Raw genomic sequence first — 25,272 nt, 5'->3', positions numbered from 1 at the left:
CACGTAGACAGCAGACCCGGGTACGGCGGCACTGCCGTACCGGGCGAGCACACCTTCCATCGAGGAGCACCACGTTGACCACGGCGCCACTGCCCGACGATCCTGCTGCGGGCACCGCCGCGGACCCGGAGTTTCCGGCAGGCACGAAGCCGACGTTCGCCCCCGGCGCGCAGGTCCGCATCCGGGACGAGCAGTGGTTGGTCAAGTCGGTCGCCGAGAGCCGAGACGGGCTGATGGTCGAGGTCAGTGGGGTGTCCGCGTTCGTCCGCGGTACGGACGCCGTCTTCTATGACGGCCTCGACCAGATCGACGTCCTCGACCCGCGCAAGACGCGCCTCGTCGCGGACAAAACCTCCAAGCATGCCAAGGCCCGACTCTACTTGGAAGCGCTGATCCGCAAGACGGCGCTCCCGCAGACCGAGCACGGGCTCGCCCTGGCCGACTCGTTCCTGATGGACCGCCAGGAGCACCAGTTGCGTCCGGCCGAGCTGGCACTGTCCATGCGCAACCCGCAGCCGCGGCTGCTGATCGCCGACGTGGTCGGTCTCGGCAAGACCCTGGAAATCGGCATCACCCTGGCGGAGCTGATCCGGCGGGGCCGCGGCGAGCGCATCCTCGTCGTCACACCTGCCCACGTCCTGGAGCAGTTCCAGCGCGAGCTGTGGACCCGGTTCTCGCTGCCGCTGGTGCGCCTGGACTCCACCGGTATCCAGCGCATCCAGCAGGAGATCCCCGCCGGACGCAACCCGTTCGCCCACTTCAAGCGGGTGATCGTCTCCGTCGACACGCTCAAGTCGGCCACCTACGCGCACCACTTGGAGAACACCAGCTGGGACGCGGTGGTCATTGACGAGTCGCACAACCTCGTCAACAAGGGCACCCGGAACAACACCCTCGCCAAGCTCCTCGCCAAGCGCACCGACGCGCTGGTCCTGGCTTCGGCGACCCCGCACAACGGCGAGGCCGAGTCCTTCGCCGAGCTGATCGGGATGCTCGACCCGGCGGCGATCGCCGACGCCAAGAACTACAAGGTCGAGGACCTCGGCCACCTCTACCTCCGCCGCACCAAGACCGACCGCGAGGTGCGTGACGGCCTGAAGGACAAGCCGTGGGCGGAACGCGGCGAGTCCCGACCGGTCCCCGCCCCGGCCACGCCGAAGGAGGTGGCCGTGCTGGAGAAGCTGGCCGCCGAATGGACGCCCGGCGACCCCGCTCGCTCCTCGGTGTGCACCGATGCGATGGTCGCGTACGGCTTCCTCAAGGCGTTCCTCTCCTCCCACGTCGCCCTGCGCAAGACGCTCGCCAACCGCCGCACCTACCTGGAGAACCCGCGGCGCGCCACCGCGGCACCCAAGGGCCGAGAGGACTTCGCCACAGAGCTTCGAGCACTCGGCGAACTCGAAGCTCTGGTAGCCGAGTTCGAGGACAAAGACTCCGCCAAGCTGGATGCGCTGGTAGCCACGCTCAAGGATCTCGGCGTCGGCCCGCGCTCCGAACGCCGGGTCGTGATCTTCTCCGAGCGGACTGCCACCTTGGAGTGGCTCGCGCAGGTGGTGCCCGAGCGGTTGGGCTTCAAGACGAAGCCCGCCCTGACCGAGCGCACCCGCCCCTGGAAGGCGTACGGCGGAGTCGTGGAGGTTATGCACGGCGACACCAGCAACGACGACCAGCAGCGGGAGATCGTCGACCGCTTCGGACGCCGCGACGAGCCGGTACGGCTGCTTTTCACCGGCGACATCGCCTCCGAGGGCGTCAACCTGCACCACCAGTGCCACGACCTCGTCCACTACGACCTTCCCTGGTCGCTGATCCGGATCGAGCAGCGCAACGGCCGCATCGACCGCTACGGCCAGGCCATCAGCCCCGAGTTCCGCGCCATCACCCTGACCGCCGACGTCCCCTGGCGACGCGACGAGGCGACCGGCGAGCAGCTCACCCTCGACGACCGGCTGGTCGGTGTCCGGCTGCTGCGCCGTGAGGAGCAGGCGCACGGGATCGAGTCCGGAGAGGGTTGCGCCGAGGCCGTCACCGGCCTGTACGACGCCAAGAAGGAGGACGACCGGCTCACCCGCGACCTGATCAAGGGCAGCACGGTCGACCGCTCCATCCAGCAGTCCCGACAGGAGGCGGGCGGCGTGCTGGCGGGCCTGCTGGCGAACGTGCACGCGCGGATCGCCGACCCGTCGGCCGCGCCGGTTGGTACGAGCCTCCCACCGGTCGCGAAGGCGGACGTCCCGTACTTGTTCGCCGACACCGAGGCGTACTTCCACGCCGCGATGGACCTGGTCTACCCGCAGTCCGAACGCGATGCCATGGGCTGGAAGCCGGTCACGGACCGGGGCCGGATCGAGTTCACGCCGCCGGACGACCTCCAGTACCGGTTCCGCGAGCTGCCCGCTTCCTATCTCGACCAGGAGAAGATCCTCACCACCTCCAAGTACGACGGCAAACTGAGCATCACCTTCGACCGGAAGTACGCGGCAGAGCGCCTGGAGGCCGCCCGAGATGCCAAGCGCGGCAAGACCGAGCAGACCGCGTCGCAGTGGCCGAACGTCTCCTACGTCTCCGACATCCACCCGGTCCTCGACTGGCTGACCGACAAGGTCCTGGCGGCACTCAAGTACGACGAGGCGTTCGTGCTCGCCCACCGGCCAGACGCCGCGAGAGCCGCGCGCATCCACCCCGAGCTGCCGGCCGCGCTGGACGGCCCCGTCTACCTGGTGCAGGGCGTGTACTCCAACTCCGCCGGCAAGCCGACCGTGGTCGAGTGGATGGCTGTCACCGGTCTCGCGGGTGCCGACCCCCGGGTGTGGCGGATGGACTCGGCCTTCCTCGCCGCCTGCGGTGTCGGACCGAACATGCCAGGCCGGGACCGGATCCTCGACGAGGACGGTCTGCAGGCCCTGGTGCCGGCCGCCGTCGACGCGGCCGAGTCCCACCTGCGGGACCGCCGCGCCGAGTACGACCGGCAGATCGACGGCTACCTCGCCCCATACGAGGACCAGGTGCAGGTCTGGGAGCAGGGCGCACTGATCGCGGCCGGCAGCCGACAGCGCCGCGAAGAGGTACAGGGCACCGCGGCCGGCCGCCGCGGGCTGGTCCGGCGACTGCGTACCTCCGGCGACCCGATGCTCCGGGTCCTGGCCGTACTCGAACCCCTGTACTCCGCCGCGTCCGCAACCACTGACCTCCGTGCCGAGGAGTCCGCCCGATGAGCTACACCTTCGACTCCTTCGCCAACCGCGGCGAGTACCTCTCCGCGCACTACTTCAGCGAGGAACTGGAGAACACCCTCAAGAAGAAGTCCGCGGACGACGAGGGCCTGTTCACGCTGTGGACCTACCGCGAGACCGACGAGTACGACTCGCAACCCACTCCGCGCGAGAGCGTCCTGCGGCTGCACGGCGAGTACGCGGGCCGGGTCCGGCCGGTCCTCGCCGCGCATGACGACCGGGACGAGCAGTGGGGTGAGCGGCTCACCTCCTGGCACACCGGCCTGCTCACCGCGCTCGGCTACAGCAAGTCCGGCACCGTGCTGACGCTGCACAACGCCGGCCGCGGGTACGAACTCCCCGTCGCCTGGTACGGCGACGGCATCGTCGCCCTCGACTGCGGGTGGACGGACAACCTCGACGACGCCCTCGACCCCGAGGGCGCGGGCCGCCTGCTGCACCCCTTCAAGACCCACGAGGGCCTGATCAGCGTGGGCGAGAAGCTCGCCGGCTGGCTGTTCCAGAGCGAACTGGACGAGCCGGGTGGCGAGCCACCGCGCTTCGTGCTGTTGCTCTGCGGTGGCGTGATCGTCCTCGCCGACCGCACCACCTGGTCCGAGGGCCGCTACCTCGCGGCGAGCGTGGACGCGGCGCTGCTGCGTAACGACGTCAGGAAGACCGGCGAACTCGCGCTGCTCGCCGCCCTGTTCTCGCACGACATGCTCGCTCCCCGCCCCGACGGCAAGGGCCGCCGGATGGACGACCTGCTCAAGGCGTCCCGGGAGAACGCCGTCGGCGTCAACTCCGAACTGCGCAAGGGACTCCAGCGCTCGGTCGAGATCATCGCCAACGAGGTGCTGGCCCGGCTCAAGCAGCACGAGGTCACCCCGCGGGAGATCGAGGACCCCGAGCGGCACGGCCCGTTCGCCAAGCAGCTGACCCGCGAATCGCTGCGCTACCTCTACCGCATCCTTTTCCTGCTGTACGCCGAGGCCCGCCCCGAGCTGGGCATTCTGCCCGCCGACGACTCCACCTACGAGGCCGGCTACTCGGTCGCCCGGCTGCGCGAACTCGTCTCCCGCGACCGGAAGCTGGTCGACGAGGAGAGCAAGAACGGCTTCCACCTGCACTCGTCGCTCGACGTCCTGTTCAACAAGGTCAACTACGGCCACCGCCCGCACGGCACCGAGCCCGACGACGACAAGACCGTCGCCGAACGGAGCGAGCAGCGCGGCCTGCGCTTCGAGCCGCTGCGCAGCGAACTCTTCGACCCCAAGGCCATCACCCTGATCGGCCGGGGCGTCCGCGATCCGCGCAGCGAAGGCGACGGCGGAGCGGACGAGTGCCCGAAGTGGCTGGACCTCCGGCTCCGCAACGCTGCCCTGCACGAGGTGCTGCGGCTGCTCACCATGAAGGAGGCGAGCGCAAAGGGCCGACAGGGCGGCTTCATCTCCTACCGCAACCTCGGCATCAACCAACTCGGTGCCGTCTACGAGGGCCTGATGTCGTACACCGGCATCATCGACGAAGAACGCCAGCTGGCCGAGGTCGCCAAGCCTGGCGCCAAGAGCGGCACCCAGCAGCACGGTGACCCGGAGAAGGGATCCTGGCTCGTCCCGGCCGACCGGCTGAGCGACTACCCGGCGAACACGCACGTCGTCTACTCGGCGCAGGACGCCGAGCAGCACGGACTCCGCGGCCCGAAGAAGTACGACCCCGGCACCTTCGTCTACCGGCTCGCCGGACGCGACCGGGAGACCTCGGCGTCCTACTACACGCCCGAGTCGCTGACCAAGGTCACGGTCGAACTGGCTCTGAAGCACCGGCTCGACCAGCGGCGCGACGAGGATGGCCAGGTCGTCAGGACCCGGGCCAGCGAGCTGCTCCGCTACACCATCTGCGAGCCGGCCCTCGGCTCCGGCGCGTTCCTCAACGAGGCGATCAACCAGGTCGCCGAGGCGTACCTGAAGCGCCGCCAGGACGAGCTGGGCCTCACCCTCGACACCTCGCAGGCGCTGGAGGCGAAGCAGAAGGTCAAGGCGTACATCGCGTTGCACAACGCCTACGGCGTCGACCTCAACGCGACGGGCGTCGAGCTGGCGGAGGTGTCGCTGTGGCTCAACACCATGCACCCCGGCATGCGCGCGCCCTGGTTCGGCCTGCACCTGCGGCGCGGCAACTCCCTGATCGGCGCGCGTCGTTGGGTGTACTCGGCCGACCACCTCAAGCGAGAACGGACGCCTGCCGCGCACACGCCGGACAAGCTGCCGTTCCGGTCGGCCGAGACCGGCGCCGAACAGCCGCTGCCGACGGGCGCCGTGCACCAGTTCCTGCTGCCCTCGCCCGGGTGGGGGGCGGTCGCGGACGCCGGCGGGGACGCGAAGAAGCTGGTCGAGCAGCTCGCCGGGGAACAGCTCGGCGCGCTGAAGGCATGGCGGAAGGCGGTCGGAACCAAGCCGAAGGCGACGGGGGGCAAGAGCAGCCAGCTGGCCCGGCTCCAGGCCGTCGCGGAGCGGGTGGAGTACCTGTGGGGGCTAGTCGCGAAGCGGCTGGAACTCAGTGAGCAGGAGATCGCCCGGACGATAGACGTCTGGGGTGCGGACCGGTCGGAGGACGCCGAGGAGTACGCCTTCCTGCGCCGGGACAAGGAGAACGCGGGCGGTGCGCTGCCGCTGACCAAGGAGCAGGTGTTCAAGGAGCTGTTCGAGGCGGAGGGCTCGCCGTACTGGCGGCTCAAGCAGGTCATGGACGCCTGGTGCGCGCTCTGGTTCTGGCCGCTGGACAAGGTCGGCCTGCTGGACGGCTCGGACCCCGAGTACGCCTCCGCACCGGTCGTCGCGCTGGACGCGCTGCTGGCGTCCGGGGTGGCGCCGGTCTTCGGGGCTGAGTCGGCTGCCGAGCCCGAGCCCGAGCCCGTGTTCGTGGAGCACGGGTTGCTGTTCGCCATGCCGGGCGACCAGTTGGCCTTCGGTGAGGGGGAGGAGGGTGACCTCGTCGAGCGGAAGATGATCAAGAAGACCACGTCGTCCGCCCGGAAGGCGGTGGGCGGTCCGGTGCGTCGTCGGGACGTCATTCCGCTCGCTGGCCTGGACGACTGGCTCGCGTTCCTGGAGTCCATGGTCGGCACGGGTGCGGTGCCTGAGGGGACCTTCGCCACGTCTGTGAATTCTCTGACCAAGCTAAAGGACCTGGAGAAGCTGATCGAGGCGGAGATGGGTATGGACGACGCCCGCCGAGCCGTCGAGACGCGGTACCCGTGGATGCGGATCGTCCGCGACATCGCGGCGGAACAGGGCTTCCTGCACTGGGAGTTGGAGTACGCGGGGGTCTTTGCGGGACCTGGCGGAGGATTCGACCTCCAGGTCGGTAACCCGCCGTGGGTGCGGCCCCAATGGAAAGAGGATCCGGTCCTTGCGGAGTTCGAGCCCTGGTTCATGCTGACGGAAAAGCCAAAGGCAGAAGAGAAAGCCCGTCGGCGGGATACCGAACTCGGACAGCGGTACGTGCAGGAACACCTGCTCCGCGAGGTGACGAACACTGCGACGATGGCGTCGTACCTGGCGGCCGAGCCCGTGTATCCGCTGGTTGCGGGGAGCCAGCCCGACCTGTATCGAGCGTTCATGTGCGAGGTGTGGGACCACGCGGGTGTCGGTGGTACGGCGGGGATGGTGCACTCCGACACGCACTTCGCTGGCGACAAGGAGGCGAGGTTGCGGGCTGCCGCTTACGCGCGGCTGCGGGTGCACGGCCACTTTGTCAATGCGAGCAACCGGTTCTTCCCGCCTCCGGTGGGCCATTCGACGGATTTCGGCGTTCACGTCTACGGGAGCGCGGGGGCGATCGCCTTCGACTCGCTGTCCTGGCTGTTCACGGCTGATGCCCTGCGGCTGTCGGCGGCCACGATTGTCGAGAAGAACGACGAAGATCCCGGCGTGAAGTACCGAGGTGATTGGGACGAGCGCCCGCACCCCAAGCGAGTCATCCGCGTCACCCCGGACACCCTGCGACGCTGGCAGCGCCTCGGGGGGGACTCAGGGCCGGTGGAACACGCGCGCCTGCTCACGCCGGTGAGTACTGCCGAGGACCCGGCCATCGACGCACTGGGCCTGTACCCGCTCCGGCTCGGCGCCCTGGAACCGGACATCACCCGGGGGTACGACGAAAGCGGTGCCAAAAAGGCGAAGTTCGGCCCCGGCAAGAACGTGCGGCTCATCGACTACAACACCGGCGTGGACGGTCAGGAGGACTACCATGCGGAGTCCTGGGAGGACGTTATCCTCAAGGGCCCGCAGATTGGGGTCGCCAACCCGATGTTCAAGCAGCCCAGCCAGGGTGGCGGCGAGACACGCGGCCTGGACCCACGGGACCTCGCGGACGATGCAGTGCCGGAGTCGGAGTACCGACGGGTCGCCCCAACCGAGGTATTCCGGGGAGAGCAGGATCGCTGGGTCGACTGGGGCCGTTACGAAGAGTTGCTCGCTTCGGAGGAGGAGCGGGTCGCGGCTCGGTTGGCGGTGGCAGAGAAACGAAAGGTCGAGCCAGAGGGGGTCGGGAACGGGGAGATTGAGGCGTTCTTGCGTGAAAAGGCTGGCATGCCATATAGCGGGTGGTATCGCCTGGCGTGGCGGCGCCAGATCGCACCTGACACTGAGCGGGCTCTTTATGCTGCTGTGCTTCCACGCGGCGTTTCTCACTTGTATGCAATGCATAGCGCCCGGATTACTACGAGCCGATCAACTGTTCTCAATGCTGGCTTCTGGGCGTCGCTGCCGCTGGACTACTTCTTGCGGATCGCCGCTCGTTCCGACCTGCTACCTGCCGGCGCGCGGACGATGCCAGCTCCCCTGTCCGATCATCCCCTTGCCCCCGCCCTCCTCCTCCGCGCCCTGCGCCTGAACTGCCTTACCACCGTCTACGCCGACCTTTGGCAAGAGCTGTACGACCCCACCTGGGCTGGCTACGAGCCCTGGGCGATCGAGTGGCCTGGCATGGAGACCGAGTTGCACGCCGTGACCCCCTCCTGGCAGCGCGACACCCCATTCCGTACTGAGTACGCCCGCCGCGCCGCGCTCGTCGAGATCGACGCGCTTGTCGCGGTCTGGCTCGGCATCGATGCGGACACGCTCGTCGCCATGTACCGGGCCCGGTTCCCGATCATGCAGGACTTCGACCGCGCGACCTGGTTCGATGCCAACGAACGCAAGATCGCCACCCACCCCAAGACCTACGGCTTTGGCCAGACCCGAGAGCACCGGCAGCAGTTCGAGGCTTACCAGGAAAACTCGGAAGCGAACCCTGTCCCCGACGGCTACGCCGCGCCCTTCTACAAGGCCGACCGCGAGCGTGAGATGCGTGCGGCCCACGCCCACTTCACCGCCCGCCTGAACGATGCCGTGGCCAAGGGCCTGTGGAACCCGACCACGATGGAGGTCCCGAAGCCGTGAGGCCCACCCTCGAAGCACAGGGACTCAAGGAGAGTCTGCTCCAATACCTCTCCACCACCTACGGCCTCGCCGACGAGGGTGCCCGCAAGGCCCTGCATACCTTCCTCGGTGACGAGACCACGGGCATGTTCCGCGGCCCGTACCTGCGCCTGCGCACGCCGTTCACCCGCGCCGAGGACGGCTGGCAGCAGCACCTGGACTGGCGTCGCGCCGACGGCTGGTCCCCGTACGCGCACCAGGCCCGTGCGTTCGCCCGGCTCAGCACGAAGAACGGCCACAACCCGCTCCCCACCCTGGTGACCACCGGCACCGGTTCCGGCAAGACGGAGTCCTTCCTCTACCCGGTCCTCGACCACTGCGCCCGCGAGCGCGCTGCCGGGAAGGCCGGCGTCAAGGCCGTCTTCCTGTACCCGATGAACGCCCTCGCCACCGACCAGGCGGGGCGCATCAACGACCTGCTGACCGACCACCGGGACGCGCTCGCGGGCGTCCGGGCCGGCCTGTACATCGGCGAGAAGGCGGCGACGCACTACGACCACGTCTACACCCGCCGGCAGGACATGCAGTTGTCCCCGCCGGACATCCTGATCACCAACTACAAGATGCTCGACCTGCTGTTGCAGCGTTCCGCCGACGCGCCGCTGTGGGAGGGCAGCGACATCCGCTACGTGGTGGTGGACGAGTTCCACACCTACGACGGTGCGCAGGGCACCGACGTGGCGATGCTGCTGCGCCGTCTCGCCGCCGCGGTGGGGGCCACGCTGGACGGCCGGCCGCTCGGCACGATCACGCCGGTCGCCACCTCCGCCACCCTCGCCTCCGGGACCGACTCCGACGGGGTGCGCCAACTCCTCGACGTCGCCGCGCACGTCTTCGGCACCGAGTTCACCGAGGACGCGATCGTCGGCGAGGACCGGCTCACGGTCGACGAGTTCATGCTCGACGAGACCGTCCCGGACCCGAAGTTCCTCCCCGGCCGGGTGCCCTCGCCCGAGGAGCTGACCACCCTCCCCGACCCCGCCTCCGGACCGGCCGCGCTCGCCTCGCTCGTCGAGGCCGTCATCGGACGCCGGATCGACACGGCCGACCTGCACGGTGCCCGGGAGCTGGGCGCAGCGCTCAAGCGGCACCGGCTCACCTACGCCGTGCTGTCCGCGTTCGACGGCACGGTGCGCAGCTACGACGAGATCCTGGACGTCATGCGGCGTGAAGGGGCCGCCGGTTGGGACGAGGCGGTCACCACCCGCCCGGAGGTGGCCGCTCTCGCGCTGGCGCGGTTCGTCGCTCTGCTGTCCGTCGCCCGCGACCCGGACGCGCCCGCCGGGGTCAGCCGTCCGCTGGTGCAGGTGGAGGTGCACCAGTGGGCGCGGTCGGTGACGCGGATGCTGCGCGGCGTGCAGCCGTGGCCGCAGGCGTCGTTCGCCTGGGACGCGGCCGGGGCGCAGGCCCAGCCGCGGACGACGCCGGACACCACCGGCCCCCGGGAGACCCGGCTGTTCCTGCCGGCGGTGTACTGCCGCGAGTGCGGCCGCTCCGGCTGGTCGGCGCTGGCGCCCGAGTCGGATGCCGAGGAGTTGAGCTTCGAGTCGCACAAGATCCGGCGCGCCTCGGTGACTGCCGACAAGGCGAAGGTTCGCGCACTGATCGCGGCCACCGACAAGGAGGCCATGGAAGGCAGCGGCCGCGCCGCGATGGACCGGGCGGCGCAGCGCTCGCTGACCACCGGCGGCGCGGGCGTGCTGATGGTGCTGGACGGCCCCGATCGCCGGCTCCGGCTGCCGGACCCGGTCGACGACTACACCGCCGAGGGCGCCCCCCAACCGCGGGGCGTGGACGCGGCGTTCGTCCTCGTCCAGTTGGGCGAGCGGGCCGAGCGGGCGGCGCAGGACGACTGGTGCCCGGCGTGCGGCACCCACAACGCGATCCGCTTCCTCGGCACCGGTGCGGCCGCACTCGCCGCCGCCTCCGTCACCCAGCTGTTCACCGGCGGGGAGATGGACGAGCAGCAGCACGAGACGAAGACGCTGATGTTCAACGACTCGGTGCAGGACGCCGCGCACCGGGCCGGTTTCGTCGCCTCCCGTTCCTACACGTTCTCGCTGCGCGCGCTCTTCACCAAGCACCTGAGCGAGGACCGGTCCACCGCTCTGAACGACCTGGTGGCGGACGTGGTGGCGGCCACCACCGACCGGAAGACCCTGGCGGCCGTCGTCCCGCCCGACCTGCACGACGACACAGGCGTGGCCCGGCTGCTGTCGGGTGCCGGCAGGGGCGGCGACAGGCGGACCTGGGACCTGATCGGCGAGCGGTTCGCCTTCGAGGCCGCCATGGAGTTCGGCCACCGCTCCCGCAACGGCCGCACCCTCGAACTCACCCGTACCGCCGCGGCGTTCGCCGACATACCGGACGAGCAAGCGGCGATCGGACTGGTCCGCACCACCTACGAGGAGACGACGGACCGCGGCCTCACCCTCGCCGAGCACGACGACGCCCGCCACCTCGCCTTCCTGCGGGGCTTCCTCGACCGGCTGCGCACCCGCGGTGCGATCGGCCACCGCTGGCTGGCGAAGTACCTCGACGAGGCGGGCACCAGCCGGTTCTTCGTCTGGGGCGGCCGCCCGCCCGGAATGAAGGCATTCCCGAAGGGCGTTGCCGCCCCGGTCTTCCTCCTCGCCAAGCCGAAGTCCAACAGCGAGTTCGACGTCGCGGCCGGCCGTCTGTCCTGGTACGAGACCTGGGCGCAGCGCTGCCTCGGCCTGACCCGTGAACAGGCCGACGAGTTCTGGCTCCGCCTGCTGCCCCGGCTCGCTGACGCCGGGCTACTCGCCGTCCGCACCCCCGGTGACTCGGCGGCCCGGATCTACGGGCTCCAACCCGGAGCTGTGCGGCTCCGGTTGCTCTCCGACGAGCAGGTCAACAGCGCGTACGTGCGCTGCCCCAGGTGCTTCTGGGAGCAGACCGTGCACCCGTCGCTGCTGAGCCAGTACCACGACCAGCCGTGCCCGGCCTACCGCTGCAGTTCAGGGCGCCTCGTCGCCGGCGACCGCTGGCAGGAGAGCGTCGACCGGCACGACCGCGACCGCGACTACCGCGACGACTACTACCGCGGCCTGTACCGGCGGGCCGGCACCTTCCAGGTGATCACCGCGGAGCACACCGGTCTGCTGTCCCGGCCCAAGCGCGAACGCGTCGAGAAGGCGTTCCGCAAGGGGGAGGGCTTCAACGACCCCAACGTGCTGTCCTGCACCCCGACGCTGGAGATGGGCATCGACATCGGCGACCTGTCGGCCGTCGTGCTCGGCGCCCTGCCGCGCCGCCCCGCCAACTACACCCAGCAGGCCGGCCGGGCGGGTCGTCGGACCGGCAACGCGTTCCTGCTCACCATCCCGGACCGCAAGCGCCGAGACCTGTACTTCCTCGACCGGCCGCGCGACATGATCGACGGACAGATCGTGCCGCCCGGCTCGTACCTGTCGGCCGTCGAGATCCTGCGTCGGCAGTACACCGCCCATCTGCTCGACCTGGCGGCCCGCGGCCGGCTACTGCGTGAGGACGGCAGGCCGCTGGCCGCGCTGCCGCGCAGGGTGGACGAGCTGTTCGGCCCGTCCGGCTATCTGGAGGATTTCGCCGCCGCCGCCCTCGCCCATGGCGATGAACTGGTTCGGGGGTTCCTCGCCCTCTTCCCGACCGGGGTGAACGAGAACGCGCAGGCCGAACTGACGAAGTACGCGAAGCGCCGCCTGCGCAGTGCGGTCGAGCGGGCGGAACGCAACTGGGAACGTGAGAGCCAGAAGCTGCGCGACCGCATCCGCACCATCCGGTCCGCCATCGACGAACTGAAGGACGGCGACGAGGAACAGGCCCGGACCAAGGCCGAGTTGGAAGCCGAGGCATGGGCGCTGTCGAAGAAGGGCGGTGCCCGGCTGCGCCAGCCCGCCCAGAGCGTCCTGTGCGACCTCGGGCTGCTCCCGAACTACGCGCTCATCGACTCGGTCACCACCCTGTCCGCCACGCTCTACTGGCAGGAGGGGAAGACCCCCACCGGGCAGGACCAGTACAAGTCGAAGCCCTACAGCTACGACCGGCCGCGGTCTTTCGCCGTCGCCGAACTCGCCCCCGGCAACACCTTCTACGCGGAGGGCTACAAGCACCGCATCACCGGCATCGACATCGTCGCCGGTCAGGAACAGGACTGGCGCCACTGGCGTTTCTGCCCCTCCTGCGGCTACGTCCGGACGGACAACGCCGAACAGGACATCTCACCCTGCCCGCGCTGCGCGGACACCGGCATCGCCGACTCCGGCAGCCTGTGGCAGGTCGTCCAGCCGACCACCGTCACCGCCCGCGCCAAGCGCGAGGACGCCCGGATCGGTGACGAGAGCGACGACCGTGACCGACGGTTCTACACCGTCGTCGACATCGTCGACATCGCCCCCGACGACTTCGTGGCCAAGACCTCGTGGCGGCACACCAAGGAGGTTTTTGGCGTCGACTACACCCGGCGCGCCGTGATCCGTCGGGTCAACGTCGGGCCGCTGAGGATCGGCTCCCAGGACGGCGACCAGCTGGCCGGGCGACCGGTGCGCATAGCGCCCTTCCAGGTGTGCACCGGGTGCGGCGCGGCGAGCGCGGACGGGCAGCCGGTGTTCGACGACGACCGCGACGCCGTCGATGCCTCGGCCAACCGCCAGCGCGCCCTGAAGCACCACGCGCCCTGGTGCCCGCACCGGCGCGGCGCCACCCAGGTGCCGCAGGAACAGGTGCTGCTGGCCCACCAGTTGGAGACCGAGGCGCTGCGCGTCCTGCTTCCCGCGGCGACCGTTCTGGTCGATGAGAAGGTGTATTCCTTCCAGGCTGCACTCCGGCTCGGTGTCGACCGCGCTTTTGGTGGCGACCCGCAGCACCTGGACTCCTGCCTGGCGGTCATGCCCGACCGCGACACCGAGGAGACGCGCAACTTCCTCGTTCTGTACGACCGTCTCCCGCACGGCACCGGCTATCTCGACCGGCTCACCACACCGGCAGCCTTCCGGCAGGTGCTGGAGGATGCGCGGACCCTGCTCGTCGAATGCCCGTGCGTTCAGGAGAATCGGCCCGCTTGCCACCGCTGTCTGTACCGCTACGCCGACGAACGGCACATCGACGCGGTGTCCCGGCAGGCGGCGCTGGACATCCTCGACGACCTCCTCGGCCGGGGCACCGATGCCTGGGCCACGGAGGACATCGGCAACACCGACCAGATCGGCCTGGACGGACAGGTCGAGTCCGACCTTGAGGCACGTTTCCTCACCGTGCTTCGGGCGTGGGCCGAACAGCAGGACAGTGATGCCTCGCTCGACGAGAGCGGCGACAACAGTGGCTACCTCCGCCTCAAGGACTCGACCGCCGTCCATGGCTGGCGCCTCACCGCGCAGCGCGGCGAGGGCTTCACCCGCACCGACTTCACCTTCGAACGCACCGAGGGCCCCAAGCGGAAGGTGACCGTGTACCTCGACGGCCGCCGCTTCCACGCCTCACGACGCCACAACCGGCTCGCCGGGGATGCGGACAAGCGCAACCGGCTGCGGGCGAAGGGGCGGGCGGTCTTCCAGCTCACCTGGGACGACCTGGTCGCGTTCGAAAAGCAGATGGGTGTCAGTTCGGGAGACCGCGAGGTGGCCGAGTCGGTGTGGCCGCCCTACTCGCACACCGCCCGGGGGCTGGCGAGGCAGCTGCTGGCCGAGCACGGTGCGGAAGACCTGGACTCCACCGCCTTTCTCGACCCGATGAGCCAGCTCCTCGCGTACTTGCGCAGCCCTGACGAGGCCGCCTGGGGGCGGCGGGCCGCGGCCGTGGTGGGCGGACTGCTTCGCCACGATCCGGTGTCGCTCGTCGCCGGCGGCTCCGTGGAGCAGACGCGTCGAACGCTCGCGGCGTTGCTCGAAGCCTGGGGCCGCACCGACGGCATCGACCCGGCCACCGTGACGGGTAACGGGACGCTCAACCTGTTCCAGAGCTGCGATCAGTCCGGGCTGCCCGTCGCGTTCCTGGTCGACGGTGCCACCGGCGGTTGGACGGCGTTGGTGTGTCTCGACGATGCGGAGACCGATCAGCTCGGCACTCCCGAGCACAAGGCCCGGTGGCGCGCCTGGCTCCAGTGGTCCAACCTGCTGCAGTTCCTCGCTCACGACGGCGGCGATGGCATCCAGCTCACCACAGCCACCGCGGGTGGGTTCGACCTCGGCACACTCAGGGCATTCGGCGGGATCGGCGAACTCGAGTCCCTGGTCGTCCAGTACGGCGAGGGCGAGCGGGCTGTCGCTCAGCCTGCCGTGGTCGGGCTGCGGGACGACGACACCCTGTTGGAGGCCGCCGTGCGGGACCTGCTGTGGGACCGCGAGATCCTCGGCTACCTGGACGAGGACGACCCCGATGCCCCGCTGGCCCGCCTCGCCCACGCCCTGGCGGACCATGGCAAGAGGGCCCCCGTCTACGGCTTCGAGCTGGGCGAGCGCGGCTGGCTCGCCGACCTCGTCTGGACCGACCCCGGTGTGCGGATCGCCGTGATGGCCGATCCGTACGACAGCGAGGACGAGGAGAGCCGCAAGACCTGGCAGGCGTACCGCGACGCGGGCTTCACCGTCCGTTCGGCCGACGAATGGCTCGGCCTCGTCGATGACCTGCGCGTCGCTCTCCCCGATCACACCGACCGGCCCGACTCCGTCTCCGACTCCCACGAACCGAGTGCCGCACGATGACTGCACGCCTGAGCCTGTACCAGAAGGCCGAGAACGAGCTCTACAAGATGGACTCGTCGGTCAAGACGAAGTTCTACGACTTCTGCCACCTGTTCCGGAACGATCCGGGGCATCCCAAACTCGACCTCAAACCGCTCAAGGGCGACCGCCGCATCTTCCGGGCCAGGATCGACCCCTCGTACCGGGCGCTCCTCGCCCCCGCCGGTGTGGGCCCGGACGGCGTCGAGCAATGGCTCGTCGTCGCGGTGCGGCACCGCAAGCACGTCTACGAAGAACTCAGCGTCGCCATCAACCGGGTCACCGGAGAGATCGAGTTCGTCGACCTCGGCGTCGTCGGACAGAGCGTGCTCAAGCGGGCCGGTATCCAGCTCACGCCCGATCCGGCCGAGGCGGTCCACCCGGACGAACCTGCCACCGCCGCTTCCGCTGCCGGGCCTGCCGTCGAACCCTCCGCGCCGCCGCTCCTTGCTGCCTGCACCGCTGACGATCTCCGCCGCCTCGGCGTCGCAGAAGCCTTGATCGAGGTGGCCCTCCAGGTCACCACCGACGACGAACTCGACCAACTCGTCGCCGGCGCACCGCGCCTCACCGCCGAAGTACTCACCGGTTTGGGCGCCGGCATGAGCGTCGAGGAGGTGGAGGAGGAGATCACCCGGCCCGCCGCCACCGTCCTGGAACCCGGCTTCGAGGACGACATGGGCGCCGCCCTCACCCGCACCGCCGTCACCACCGTCGACGACGACCTGCGCGACGTGCTCGCCGAGGGCGACTTCCGGGCTTGGAAGGTCTATCTCCACCCCACCCAGCGCAAGATCGTCGAGCGGAACCACAAGGGTTCCGCCCGGGTCAGCGGTGGCCCCGGAACCGGCAAGACCATCGTGGCCCTGCACCGCACCGCCAGGCTCGCCGCCCAGCTCCCGCCCGGCCGGGACAAGCCGATCCTGCTCACCACTTACACCAAGAACCTCACCGCCGACCTGCGCTCCCGGCTCAGCTCCCTGGTCACCCCCGACCTGCTCGCCCGGGTGGACATCAAGCACATCGACCTCCTGGCCCAGGGCGTCCTCAACGAGAACAGCGCCGCCGGCGCACAGCGTTCACTCATCGGCGATGCCCAGGCGAAGGACGTCCTCGGCGAAGTCCTGTTCGAGTACGACGCGGAGCGGCGCTGGGACGCCGACTTTCTCTTCGACGAGTGGGAACAGGTGATCCTCGGCCAGTCGCTCGCCACCCGGCAGGACTACTTCAAAGCCCGGCGCGCCGGCATGGGCCGCTCCCTCACCCGCCCCGAACGCGCAAGCGTCTGGCAGGTGCTGGAGCAGTTCACACTGCGCCTGAACAGCATGAAGCGCGAGACCTGGGCGCAGTCCGCGGAGCGTGCCGCGCGCTACGAGATGGAGCGCGCACGCAAGATCAAGGACCGCGCCGAGCAGAAGGCCGCGATCGGCGGCGGCGACCTGAAACACCTCGACGACAACAGCTCCGCCATCCGCTACCTGCGCCACCGCTACCAACACATCGTCGTCGACGAGGCGCAGGACCTCAGTGCCGCTCACTGGAAGATGCTGCGCGCGATGGCAGCCCCAGGCTCGAACGACCTGTTCATCGCCGGCGACACCCACCAGCGGATCTACGACCGCCAGGTAACCCTCTCCACTGTCGGGATCAACATCCGCGGTAGCTCCTCCAAACTGACCCTCAGCTACCGCACCACGCAGGAGATCCTGAACCAGGCCGCCAAGGTTGTCGGCGACGGGACCTACGACGACCTCGACGACGGCACCGACAACCTCAACGGTTACCACTCCCTGCTCCGTGGCCCGGCGCCGGAGTTCATCGCCTGCACGGACTGGGACGACGAGATCACCAAGCTCGCCGCCAGGCTGAAGCTCTGGCGTGAGGAGATCACCCGACCCGCCGAGGACGGTACCGTCCGAGACCCCCACGGCACCATGGCCGTCTGCGTCGCGGACGGCGACATGGCCGGCCGCGTCGCCTCCGACCTCGCGATCAAGCACGGCGTCACCACCGCGACCCTCACCAAGGACGGTCCCCAGGGCGGCGGTGAGGTGCACATCGGCACCATGCACCGCTTCAAGGGCCTGGAGTACCAGAAGCTCGCCATCATCGGCGCAAGCGACGGCATCCTGCCCCGCACCGCCCTGATCGAGAAGTACCTCCACACCGACCCCAAGCGCTACGAGCGCGAACTCAAACAGAGCCGCAATCTCCTCTTCGTGGCCGCTACCCGTGCACGCGACGCACTCTCAATCTCATGGCACGGCGCCCCCAGCCCGTTCCTGCAGATCCAATGAGCATTACTCAGGTCGAACTCGCCTTGTCGTAGGTGCTGAGAGGCGTCGATCGGTGGGTATGTCCCGTCCGTGCGATACGCGCAGGGGGCGGGTTCACTGCTCGAGGACAGCAGCGCCGGGAGCGGGTGCGGCTCGATGCCGCCGAGCGGTTCGAGCGTGGTGACAGCAACACAATGATCGCCCGCGACCTGCGAGTCACGGTGCGGTCGGTCGAGCGGTGGCGCCGGGCCTGGCGGGAAGGCGGCTCGGCCGCGCTGGAGTCCAAGGGGCCGCAGTCGCTTCCCCGCCTCAGCTCACGTCAGTTTGTTCTGCTGGAGCGGTAGTTAGGGAGAGGACCGCTCGCTCATGGCTGGGAGGACCAACGGTGGACGCTGGCGCGGATCAAGACGCTGATCGGCCGCCGGTTCCACGTCTCCTACACCGTCCAGGGCGCGTGGAAGTTGTTCGCGGGGCAACGGCTGGTCCTGTCAGCAGCCCGTTCGTCGTGCAATTGAGCGGGACGAGGGTGCGGTCGAGGTGTGGAAGAAGCAGGTGTGGCCGCAGGTAAAAGGCTAGTGGCGGCGCTCGGGGCCTGGCTGGTGTTCGAGGCCGAGGCCGGGGTCTCGATGACGCCGACGCGGGCCCGCACCTGGGGACGCCGCGGCCACACACCTGTTGTTCGGGTGCGCGGCCGCTCCCGCCGACGGGTCTCGATCGCCGCCCTGACCTGCTACAAGCCCGGCGAACGATCCCGGCTGATCTACCGACCCAGGCTGCACGACGGCCAGGGCCGGAGCAAGGGCCGCAAGAGCTTCGCCCGGACCGACTGCCGCGACCTGGTCGTCGCCGCACACAACCAGCTCGACGGCCCGATCGTCCTGGTCTGGGACAACCTGAACACCCACCTGGCCACCGGCATGAAGGAGTTCATCGCCACACAGGACTGGCTGACCGTCTCTACCAGCTGCCTCCGTACGCGCCGGACCTCAACTCCGTCGAGGACATCTGATCGCTGCTCGGCGGGGATTCCTGGCCAACGTCGCGTTCGCCGACCCGGAGCACCTGGTGCGGACGGTCAGGCGAGGGTAGCGGAAGATCCAGTACCGCCCACACCTCATCGACGGCTGCTTGACCGGGACTGGACTGAGCCTCGCCCCATCCTGACCACAGACACCGCGAGTTCAACTCGAGTAGCCGCCGACGGACTCGCGTCCCGCCCAGCCCCATCTGTGAGTGGCTTGCCCGGAAAGGAGGTGCTACCAGCGGTCCCGCCTACGGTTCCCGGGCGGGTCGATGCTGCGGTGCACACCGACGACGACGGAACCCGGCCCATGGGGTGACAGACTCTGGCGGATTTGCTCGATCAGGTAGTCGGTACTGGTACCTCGACTGCCAATCCACCCGTCCCTGACCAGGGTGGTGAAAGTGGTGTTGTTGAGGTACCGGGGCACGCCTCCCTCGCGGATGCGAATTCCTTTGTTGGGGCCGACCGAGTCCGAGTGGTGAAGGATCGCCTCGAAATGAGATCGCGTCAGGTACATGCCTGGGATGAGCTTGGTTGAATTCATTGCGAAGGGGGTTGTGCGACACAGTTTGACCACGCTCGGGGTCGCGACGAGACGCGGGTCCGCACCGGTCTCTGCACCCTGACAGATGCGGTCGACCTCGCGCATTCGCGCCAGCTCCTTGTCGATGCTGCGGTCACGGCGGTAAACCCAGCCGCTTTTCTCCGCGCGCATCCGCTTGTACTGGACCATCACGAGGCTGTGACAGGGCTCATTGTAATATAGCAGGTCGAGACCCATGTCGTGTTCGAGTTGAGTCCGATTCGCATTGTAGATGAAGAGTTGTTGGCGCGGGAGCGAGGTGCCGCCGCTGGGGGTATACACGCGCCAGCCAAGTTGAAGGGTGTCGCTGCCATCCATTCCCGGGAAACGGTGGTAGTCGTGAACGATCTGTTGGTCCTCGATGATGCGCGAATTAGTAAGGCCCTCGAGGAAAGGTACCGATATGTTGCCGGAGCCGACGACGGGGTCCTGCCATTCCTCGATGGCGTCGCGATCCAAGCCAGTGATATCGAACAGTGTGCCGACGGCATCCTTCTCGAAAGCCAGGCGTTCACCAACCGGACCCTGAGGAGGTGCTGCGTCCAGAATTTGTTCAAGTTCGGTGATGCGCTGGCCAATTTCGGGACGCAGGCTGCGAATGCCCTGGACTAGGGCCTCGCCAGCCTTTGGGGATAGCCGTCCATCGTCGTTCAGGTACCTGCTGCTGGCACGCATCGGCTCAACTAGTTCGCGAAGTGCGAGCGGGCGTTGCAGTGGGGGTGTAATGCCTGACCACGAGTGACCGCTCGTACGTCTCGCTGTGGCGCCCGGGGAACGCGCTGCCGAGGCCGATGATTTCACGCCTGAGCGTATCGTCATGTCGATTGGTGAAGACGGCCAGACACCACGCTCGTGGTGTCCGCCACACTGTATACGGATAAGCGAAGCTTCGCTCCCCACGCTTGTTCCATTCTGGGACAGGAGCAGGCAGGTTACGCATCATCAATTCTGTGCACTGCAGGAGAGCGACGGGCGCCACAGATCACATCCGAACAGCTATGGGGGGCGGGAGTGGAGACGAACACTCGAAAGCCGACGAGTTTGCCAATAGGGAGGCTATGAGGCGGGAGCGACGTACGTGGCCAGATTTGATTTTTCGAACCGCACGGGCCGGATATCCTGTCTTTTTCTTCGGCGCCCCTAGTCAGGCCGGGACGGCGTGGATAGCAAGGGCGACCTCGTCGTGTCAACTGTTCAGTTTTGGCGATCCTCCGACCACGGTGCGCCCGCTGAACCTGCCACGAGCAGCCATGTCGGCCCATGAGTCTTTCTTCCTACAGCCTCGATGCCTCATTGCAGAACCAGGTGAGGACATCTCGAAAGCGTTCGAGGCCGGCGCCGTTCAGGACGTCGATCGGGAAGCCGGGACGGCGGCGGTTGATTTCCCCGGCATCGACGTCGAGGTGCACGCCCGGTACTGCGTTGATTCGGTCGAGTAGCCCCATCAGGAGCTCGGGCCGGGTGAACGGCTCTCGTCGGCTGAGGTGTTCGAACACCACCTCGACCCGGCCGGAGCGGGGATAGATCGCGACCGGCCAGATCTCGCCTTGGGCACCACCTCCCTTGCGAAGCATCGGGAAGCAGCTCGTCTCCTCAGTCGATCCGTAGCTCAGCCAGCCACCGTTCGCCTCCCATGCGGCCAGCAACGCGAGCACCCCGTCCGCGACATCGGGCTGATGATCTGTCAAGAGGGATCGGAACCGGACTGGGCGATTGACGGCCCCGCCTTGGTCGGTGGTCGAGGGCGTCGTGGAAGGTGTCGCCGCTTCCGGCGCCTCCATCCCCGCGAGCCCGGCCAGATCCACCGGGTACAGCCGTTGTGCGACGTCCGCCCGGGCCCCTTGGAAGCGCACGCCCTCACGTTCGAGAGCCTCGCGCTGGGTCTCGGTGCGTCCGTCGAGCCAGGCGAACTCCGGGGATGGGACGCCCGAGGCGGTGAGGACCCGGTGCGGATTCGGAATGCCTCGCCGTGTGGCCAGGTGCGTTCCAAGCGGCCGGGGGTGGATGCCGATGACTGCGGCGACGTCCCCGTAGGTCGTCCAGAAGCCGGCCGGCATCCCTGCCAGGATCTGACGGAGCAGGGCCCATTCGCTGCGTTCGTCGCTCTCCTCGAAGCCGGCGGGCAGGGGCGCGGGCCAGAGCTGTGCGGCGCGGTCGGCGAGGCGCTCGGCCCTTGCGAGGATCTCGGCCTTGCCCCATCGTTCGGCCGCCGCGATCTCGCGGTTCATCCGCAGGGTACTGGAATCGAGGATCTGCTGCTTGCGCTGGAACAGGTGGTTCGAGAGCCGCCCGTTCTCACCGGTCAGGGTGAGGTTGCCCAAGGTGTGCAGGAGAAGCTCGTGCAGCTCTTCGGGACCTTCCTCGTCCGTGACCTCCTCCGCCAGTAGCCCGAGCCATTCGGGAGTCGGAGTCTGCGGCAGGACGTGCTCGATGGTGAGACGGGCACGCTCGAAGTCGACCGGTTCGGCAGCTGCGTAGCTCTCCTCGAGGCGTCGCAGGACGAAGAACCTCTGCTCGTGCTTTCCTCGCCAGTAGAACGGCTGCGTACGAATGGCATCCCGCTGCTGGGCATCGGTCGGCCAGTAGCGGCGTGGTCCCGAGAGATACCGGTGCACGGCCTCTGCCAACGGCCGGTCCTGCTCGAGCTCGGAAGGGGCTGCGGCGAGCACCCGGTTGAGGTTGTTCGTCCGGACGTAGCAGATCATGCGGCGTACGAGGAAGCTCTCGATGTAGGACAGGGCCTGGACGGCCTCGTCGGGCTCAGCCGCGCCCTGCTCGACCCGATCGAGGATGTAGAGCGCGAGAGGGTAGTGGACCTCGCTGCCCCACTCGCCCAAGCGGTTCAGCACCTCGCGCAGGCCGGGGTGGGACTCGCGGGCAGGTTCGGTGACACGCAACAGAACCGCGGCCAGGCGGTGAAGCCGGGAGATCTCGTCCCGAAGGGCCGGCTCACCGCCGGAGGCAATCACGGCCGAGAGCCGACGCTGCTGGAGGACGTAGACCTCGCTCTGCTTTGCCCTGGTGTCCCCCTGCAGGACCAGGTCCAGCCACGCCAGGGTCACCATCCGGTCGGGCCCGAGCTCCGTTTGCATCGGGAGCCACAGCTTCTCGTAGACCTCGTCGCTCAGCCTGGGCAGGTTCATGAATACGTAGTTGCGCAGCAGGTCCGCCTGGGTCAGCGGGACACCGGTGTTGTTGAGCGACTCGAAGATCCGGTAGACGTTGTCACGAGGACCGGCGGTGATGCTGACCAAGGACAGCCGGTGCCGGAGAGCCAGGTCGACGAACCGGACAACCTCCCAATCGCCAACGGAGTCGTACTCGGCCAGTGCAGCGCGGAAGAAACGATAGGCCGCACCGACGTTGTCCTCCCCGCCGGCCGTCGCCTGTCCGTCGACGCACGCCAGGTAGGAAGGACGGTCGGCCTGCGTCGGCAGGAGACGGTACCGGTCCAGTCCGGTGAAGTCCTCCTCGTTGATGAGGTACCGGCGGTGAATCAGGTCCGCCTTCGGGGCGTCGAAGAGGCGGACGTGATCGCGCAGGGCGCACGCGAGCAACATCAACGTGGTCAGCCGTTGCTGTCCGTCGATGACGACCCACCGTTGCACGGTGTCCGGAATGGGCGGCCGGGGGGCCAGGACCAGGGACCCGAGGAAATGCCGGACCGGCTCCTCGTTGTCCACGGCAGGGGCTCCGGGCCGCGGGGAAGACAGTTCCGCGGCCTGCTCGGCCAAGTCGCTCCACAGGCGCTTGTGATCGTCACGGGTCCAGCTGTAGGTGCGCTGGTACAGCGGGATCTGGAACTGGTTGTCGCCCTGGATCAGGCGTTGGAACGTGGTCTCTCTGGCATCCATGACGCGGTGGCCCCTCTCCCCAACCGTCCTCGTGTCCGACGCTTGGTACGGACACGGTGCAGCCCTGACACGGCATCGAACTCCCGACCGATATCCGCGAGGGCATGGCGGAGAGCACCTGATCGACACCGTACCCGTCACCCACGACAAGGCGAGTTCAACCAGAAAAGTTGCCGTGGACGTCACAGCAAGCCGTGTACCTCGCCGGACGGTTCCCCTGCCGCTGCCCTACATCTGGCAGTCGAGTTGTCCGGCGCTCTGGAGTCGCGTCAGCAAGTGGTCGCGCCCGTGTTGCGATCTTCCAGCGCGGTATCGGTGCCAGCGGTTACGGTACGGACCAGGCGCTGGCTCAGGGGAGGAGCGCACGTTGGACATACCCTTCAACGAGGCCGACGACAGAGCCGCGTCCTCGACGCCTGGTCCCGGGGACCTGTCGGTGTTCGACCGCACGTTCCCGGCGCGTGTGGCCGTGCTGATGCGTTCACGGCCCATCGCGGAAGCCGCCGCGAGCGCCGCCCGTCAGGACTGGCCGGACGCCACCTACGACGTCGCGACGTTCGCCCTCGCGGCCATCGACCCGGTCATCGCGCAGCAGGGCTTCGACGACGAAGCCACGTACCAGGTGGTGATCGAAGGGCTCGCAGCCCTTGCCCACAGGGCCGCGCCTGCCCGTCCCGCGGATGAGCATCTCAGGGTCGCCAAGTACGCCCTCGACGCGTTGCTCAAACCGGCCGCCTGGATTCGGAGCACCGCCTCCTGCTGAAGGTCCGTGAATCGCTCGAGGCCGAGGACGAGCAGGTGACTGCTGCGGCAGCCCGGATCGCGGGAATCCTCACCGAGTGCGCGCGCCGGCACGAGGCGCTGCACCGCCAAGTGATCACCGCCCGCAGCATCTTCCTCGACGAACAGGACCGGCAGGCGTTCCGGCCCCCGGCCCTGGGCCACCTGCCCGACCTCGGTCAGGAAGTGCTCACACCGCTCCTCGGCCTCGACACGGACACCGCCCTCCTGGTGGCGGACCGGTGGCTGTCCGACATCACAGGACCCAGGGCGCCCAAACTGCCACGGCTGTACCGGCTGATCGATGACCTCTGGGCCGCCCGCGGCCCCCTGGAGGGCACACGCGACCCCGGCGACACGGACGAGGAGATCGGCGACGCCAACCCGCCGACCATCCCACCCGAGGTCATCACCGCCGCCCAGGGCGTCGTCACCCGCACCGGCATGCCCACCCGGCTGTCGGCCCTGCTGGCCGGCGCCCTCACCGACGACGAATCCGCTGCTCCCCGCCAGCGCCAGCAGACCGCAGAGATCCTCGCCCTACGGCGCTGTGGTGCTACGCCCCCGAAGACCTCGAAGCCGACCAGCCGGTCTCCGCCGACCTCGCGGCGCGTAGCGGTCGCGGGAGGCATCGACCAGTGCCGCCGCCAGGTCGGTCAGGGCGCGGTAGTCGGGCAGAGCCAGGGAGCGGAGATTGTCGAGCTCGTCCTGGGCCTGCTTGTAGGCGCGTTGCCACCTGGGCATGTGGCCGGGGAGAGTGTCGAGCCAGCCGTCGCGGACTGCTTGCGCAAGGACTCGGCTGAGGGCAGCGAGCGTGTTCTTGAGGGAGGAGAGCTGGTGTCCGTCGGCAATCCAGTCGAGGTTGGCGCGGTCGATGACCCCGGCGGTGATGTCGGTCAGCAGCAGGTGGCCCAGAGTCGGCAGGATTCGCTTGCGCCAACCGGCCAGGTAGGGAGCCAGGGTGGTTGACTCCAGATCGGCCAGCGCTACCTTGATCACCTCGTTCCCGTACTCGGCGAGTGTCGGGACCGGGCCCGCGCGGCGGCCATGGCGCATACTGCTCGCCGCGGTGACAAGGAGTTCGAGCCATCGGGTGACGGTCGACGGGTCCACTCCCCGCTCGGCTGCCGACAGGAGACGTGCGGTCAGGGCCAGTGGGTCCACCGGATCGGCCACGACCAGTGGGGTTCGGCGTAGAGAAATCTCCACTGCATCAGGGGTGGAAGGTGCCGTGATCGGCATGGTGTCGGGGACGCTCGGCGTGGCCACAGTCATGCCGGTTCTCTTCCCAGCCGCTCGGCTAGGAGATTCGTCCAAAGCGGAGCCGTTCGGGAGGGGCAGGAG

At 68.6% G+C, this 25,272-nt stretch carries 8 protein-coding genes and 2 pseudogenes; 8 read left to right on the top strand and 2 right to left on the bottom strand.

Features of this window, described 5'->3' with window-relative positions; translation table 11 throughout:
- Positions 1 to 74: 74 nt before the first annotated feature.
- The 6 genes and pseudogenes from ACIHEI_RS06235 to ACIHEI_RS06210 all read left to right on the top strand — a co-directional run bounded on the left by ACIHEI_RS06235 (position 75) and on the right by ACIHEI_RS06210 (position 18,851).
- On the top strand, positions 75 to 3,215 hold the full coding sequence (locus tag ACIHEI_RS06235) for a DEAD/DEAH box helicase (protein ID WP_396605817.1): 3,141 nt from the start codon (positions 75 to 77) through the stop codon (positions 3,213 to 3,215).
- Complete coding sequence (locus ACIHEI_RS06230) at positions 3,212 to 8,656, top strand: hypothetical protein (protein WP_396605816.1); 5,445 nt, start codon at positions 3,212 to 3,214, stop codon at positions 8,654 to 8,656. Before ACIHEI_RS06235 ends, ACIHEI_RS06230 begins: the two co-directional genes overlap by 4 nt.
- A complete protein-coding gene (locus tag ACIHEI_RS06225) occupies positions 8,653 to 15,393 on the top strand; it encodes a DEAD/DEAH box helicase (protein WP_396605815.1) in 6,741 nt (2,246 codons plus the stop codon). The genes ACIHEI_RS06230 and ACIHEI_RS06225 overlap by 4 nt, the downstream gene beginning before the upstream one ends.
- Complete coding sequence (locus ACIHEI_RS06220) at positions 15,390 to 17,708, top strand: UvrD-helicase domain-containing protein (RefSeq protein WP_396605814.1); 2,319 nt, start codon at positions 15,390 to 15,392, stop codon at positions 17,706 to 17,708. The genes ACIHEI_RS06225 and ACIHEI_RS06220 overlap by 4 nt, the downstream gene beginning before the upstream one ends.
- A 173-nt stretch (positions 17,709 to 17,881) precedes the next feature.
- Positions 17,882 to 18,263: pseudogene (locus tag ACIHEI_RS06215) on the top strand (winged helix-turn-helix domain-containing protein).
- A gap of 50 nt (positions 18,264 to 18,313) precedes the next feature.
- Positions 18,314 to 18,851: pseudogene (locus ACIHEI_RS06210) on the top strand (transposase).
- Positions 18,852 to 18,943: 92 nt separating this feature from the next.
- Here the strand turns inward: ACIHEI_RS06210 and ACIHEI_RS06205 are convergent.
- The gene (locus ACIHEI_RS06205) at positions 18,944 to 19,969 is read right to left on the bottom strand and encodes a hypothetical protein (protein ID WP_396605813.1); all 1,026 of its coding nucleotides are present in this window, start codon (positions 19,967 to 19,969) and stop codon (positions 18,944 to 18,946) included.
- A 599-nt stretch (positions 19,970 to 20,568) separates the two neighbouring features.
- Positions 20,569 to 23,148: a DUF262 domain-containing protein gene (locus tag ACIHEI_RS06200; RefSeq protein ID WP_396605812.1), complete on the bottom strand. Its 2,580-nt coding sequence runs from the start codon at positions 23,146 to 23,148 to the stop codon at positions 20,569 to 20,571.
- A 367-nt stretch (positions 23,149 to 23,515) separates the two neighbouring features.
- Here ACIHEI_RS06200 and ACIHEI_RS06195 point away from each other — a divergent pair, with 367 nt between their 5' ends.
- The gene (locus ACIHEI_RS06195) at positions 23,516 to 23,911 is read left to right on the top strand and encodes a hypothetical protein (RefSeq protein ID WP_396605811.1); all 396 of its coding nucleotides are present in this window, start codon (positions 23,516 to 23,518) and stop codon (positions 23,909 to 23,911) included.
- Between the two features lie 35 nt (positions 23,912 to 23,946).
- Positions 23,947 to 24,897: a hypothetical protein gene (locus ACIHEI_RS06190; protein WP_396605810.1), complete on the top strand. Its 951-nt coding sequence runs from the start codon at positions 23,947 to 23,949 to the stop codon at positions 24,895 to 24,897.
- Positions 24,898 to 25,272: the final 375 nt, after the last annotated feature.

This window comes from Kitasatospora sp. NPDC051984, assembly GCF_044593455.1.
Taxonomy (GTDB): Bacteria; Actinomycetota; Actinomycetes; order Streptomycetales; family Streptomycetaceae; genus Kitasatospora.
This window is presented reverse-complemented; position numbering and strand designations above follow the sequence as displayed.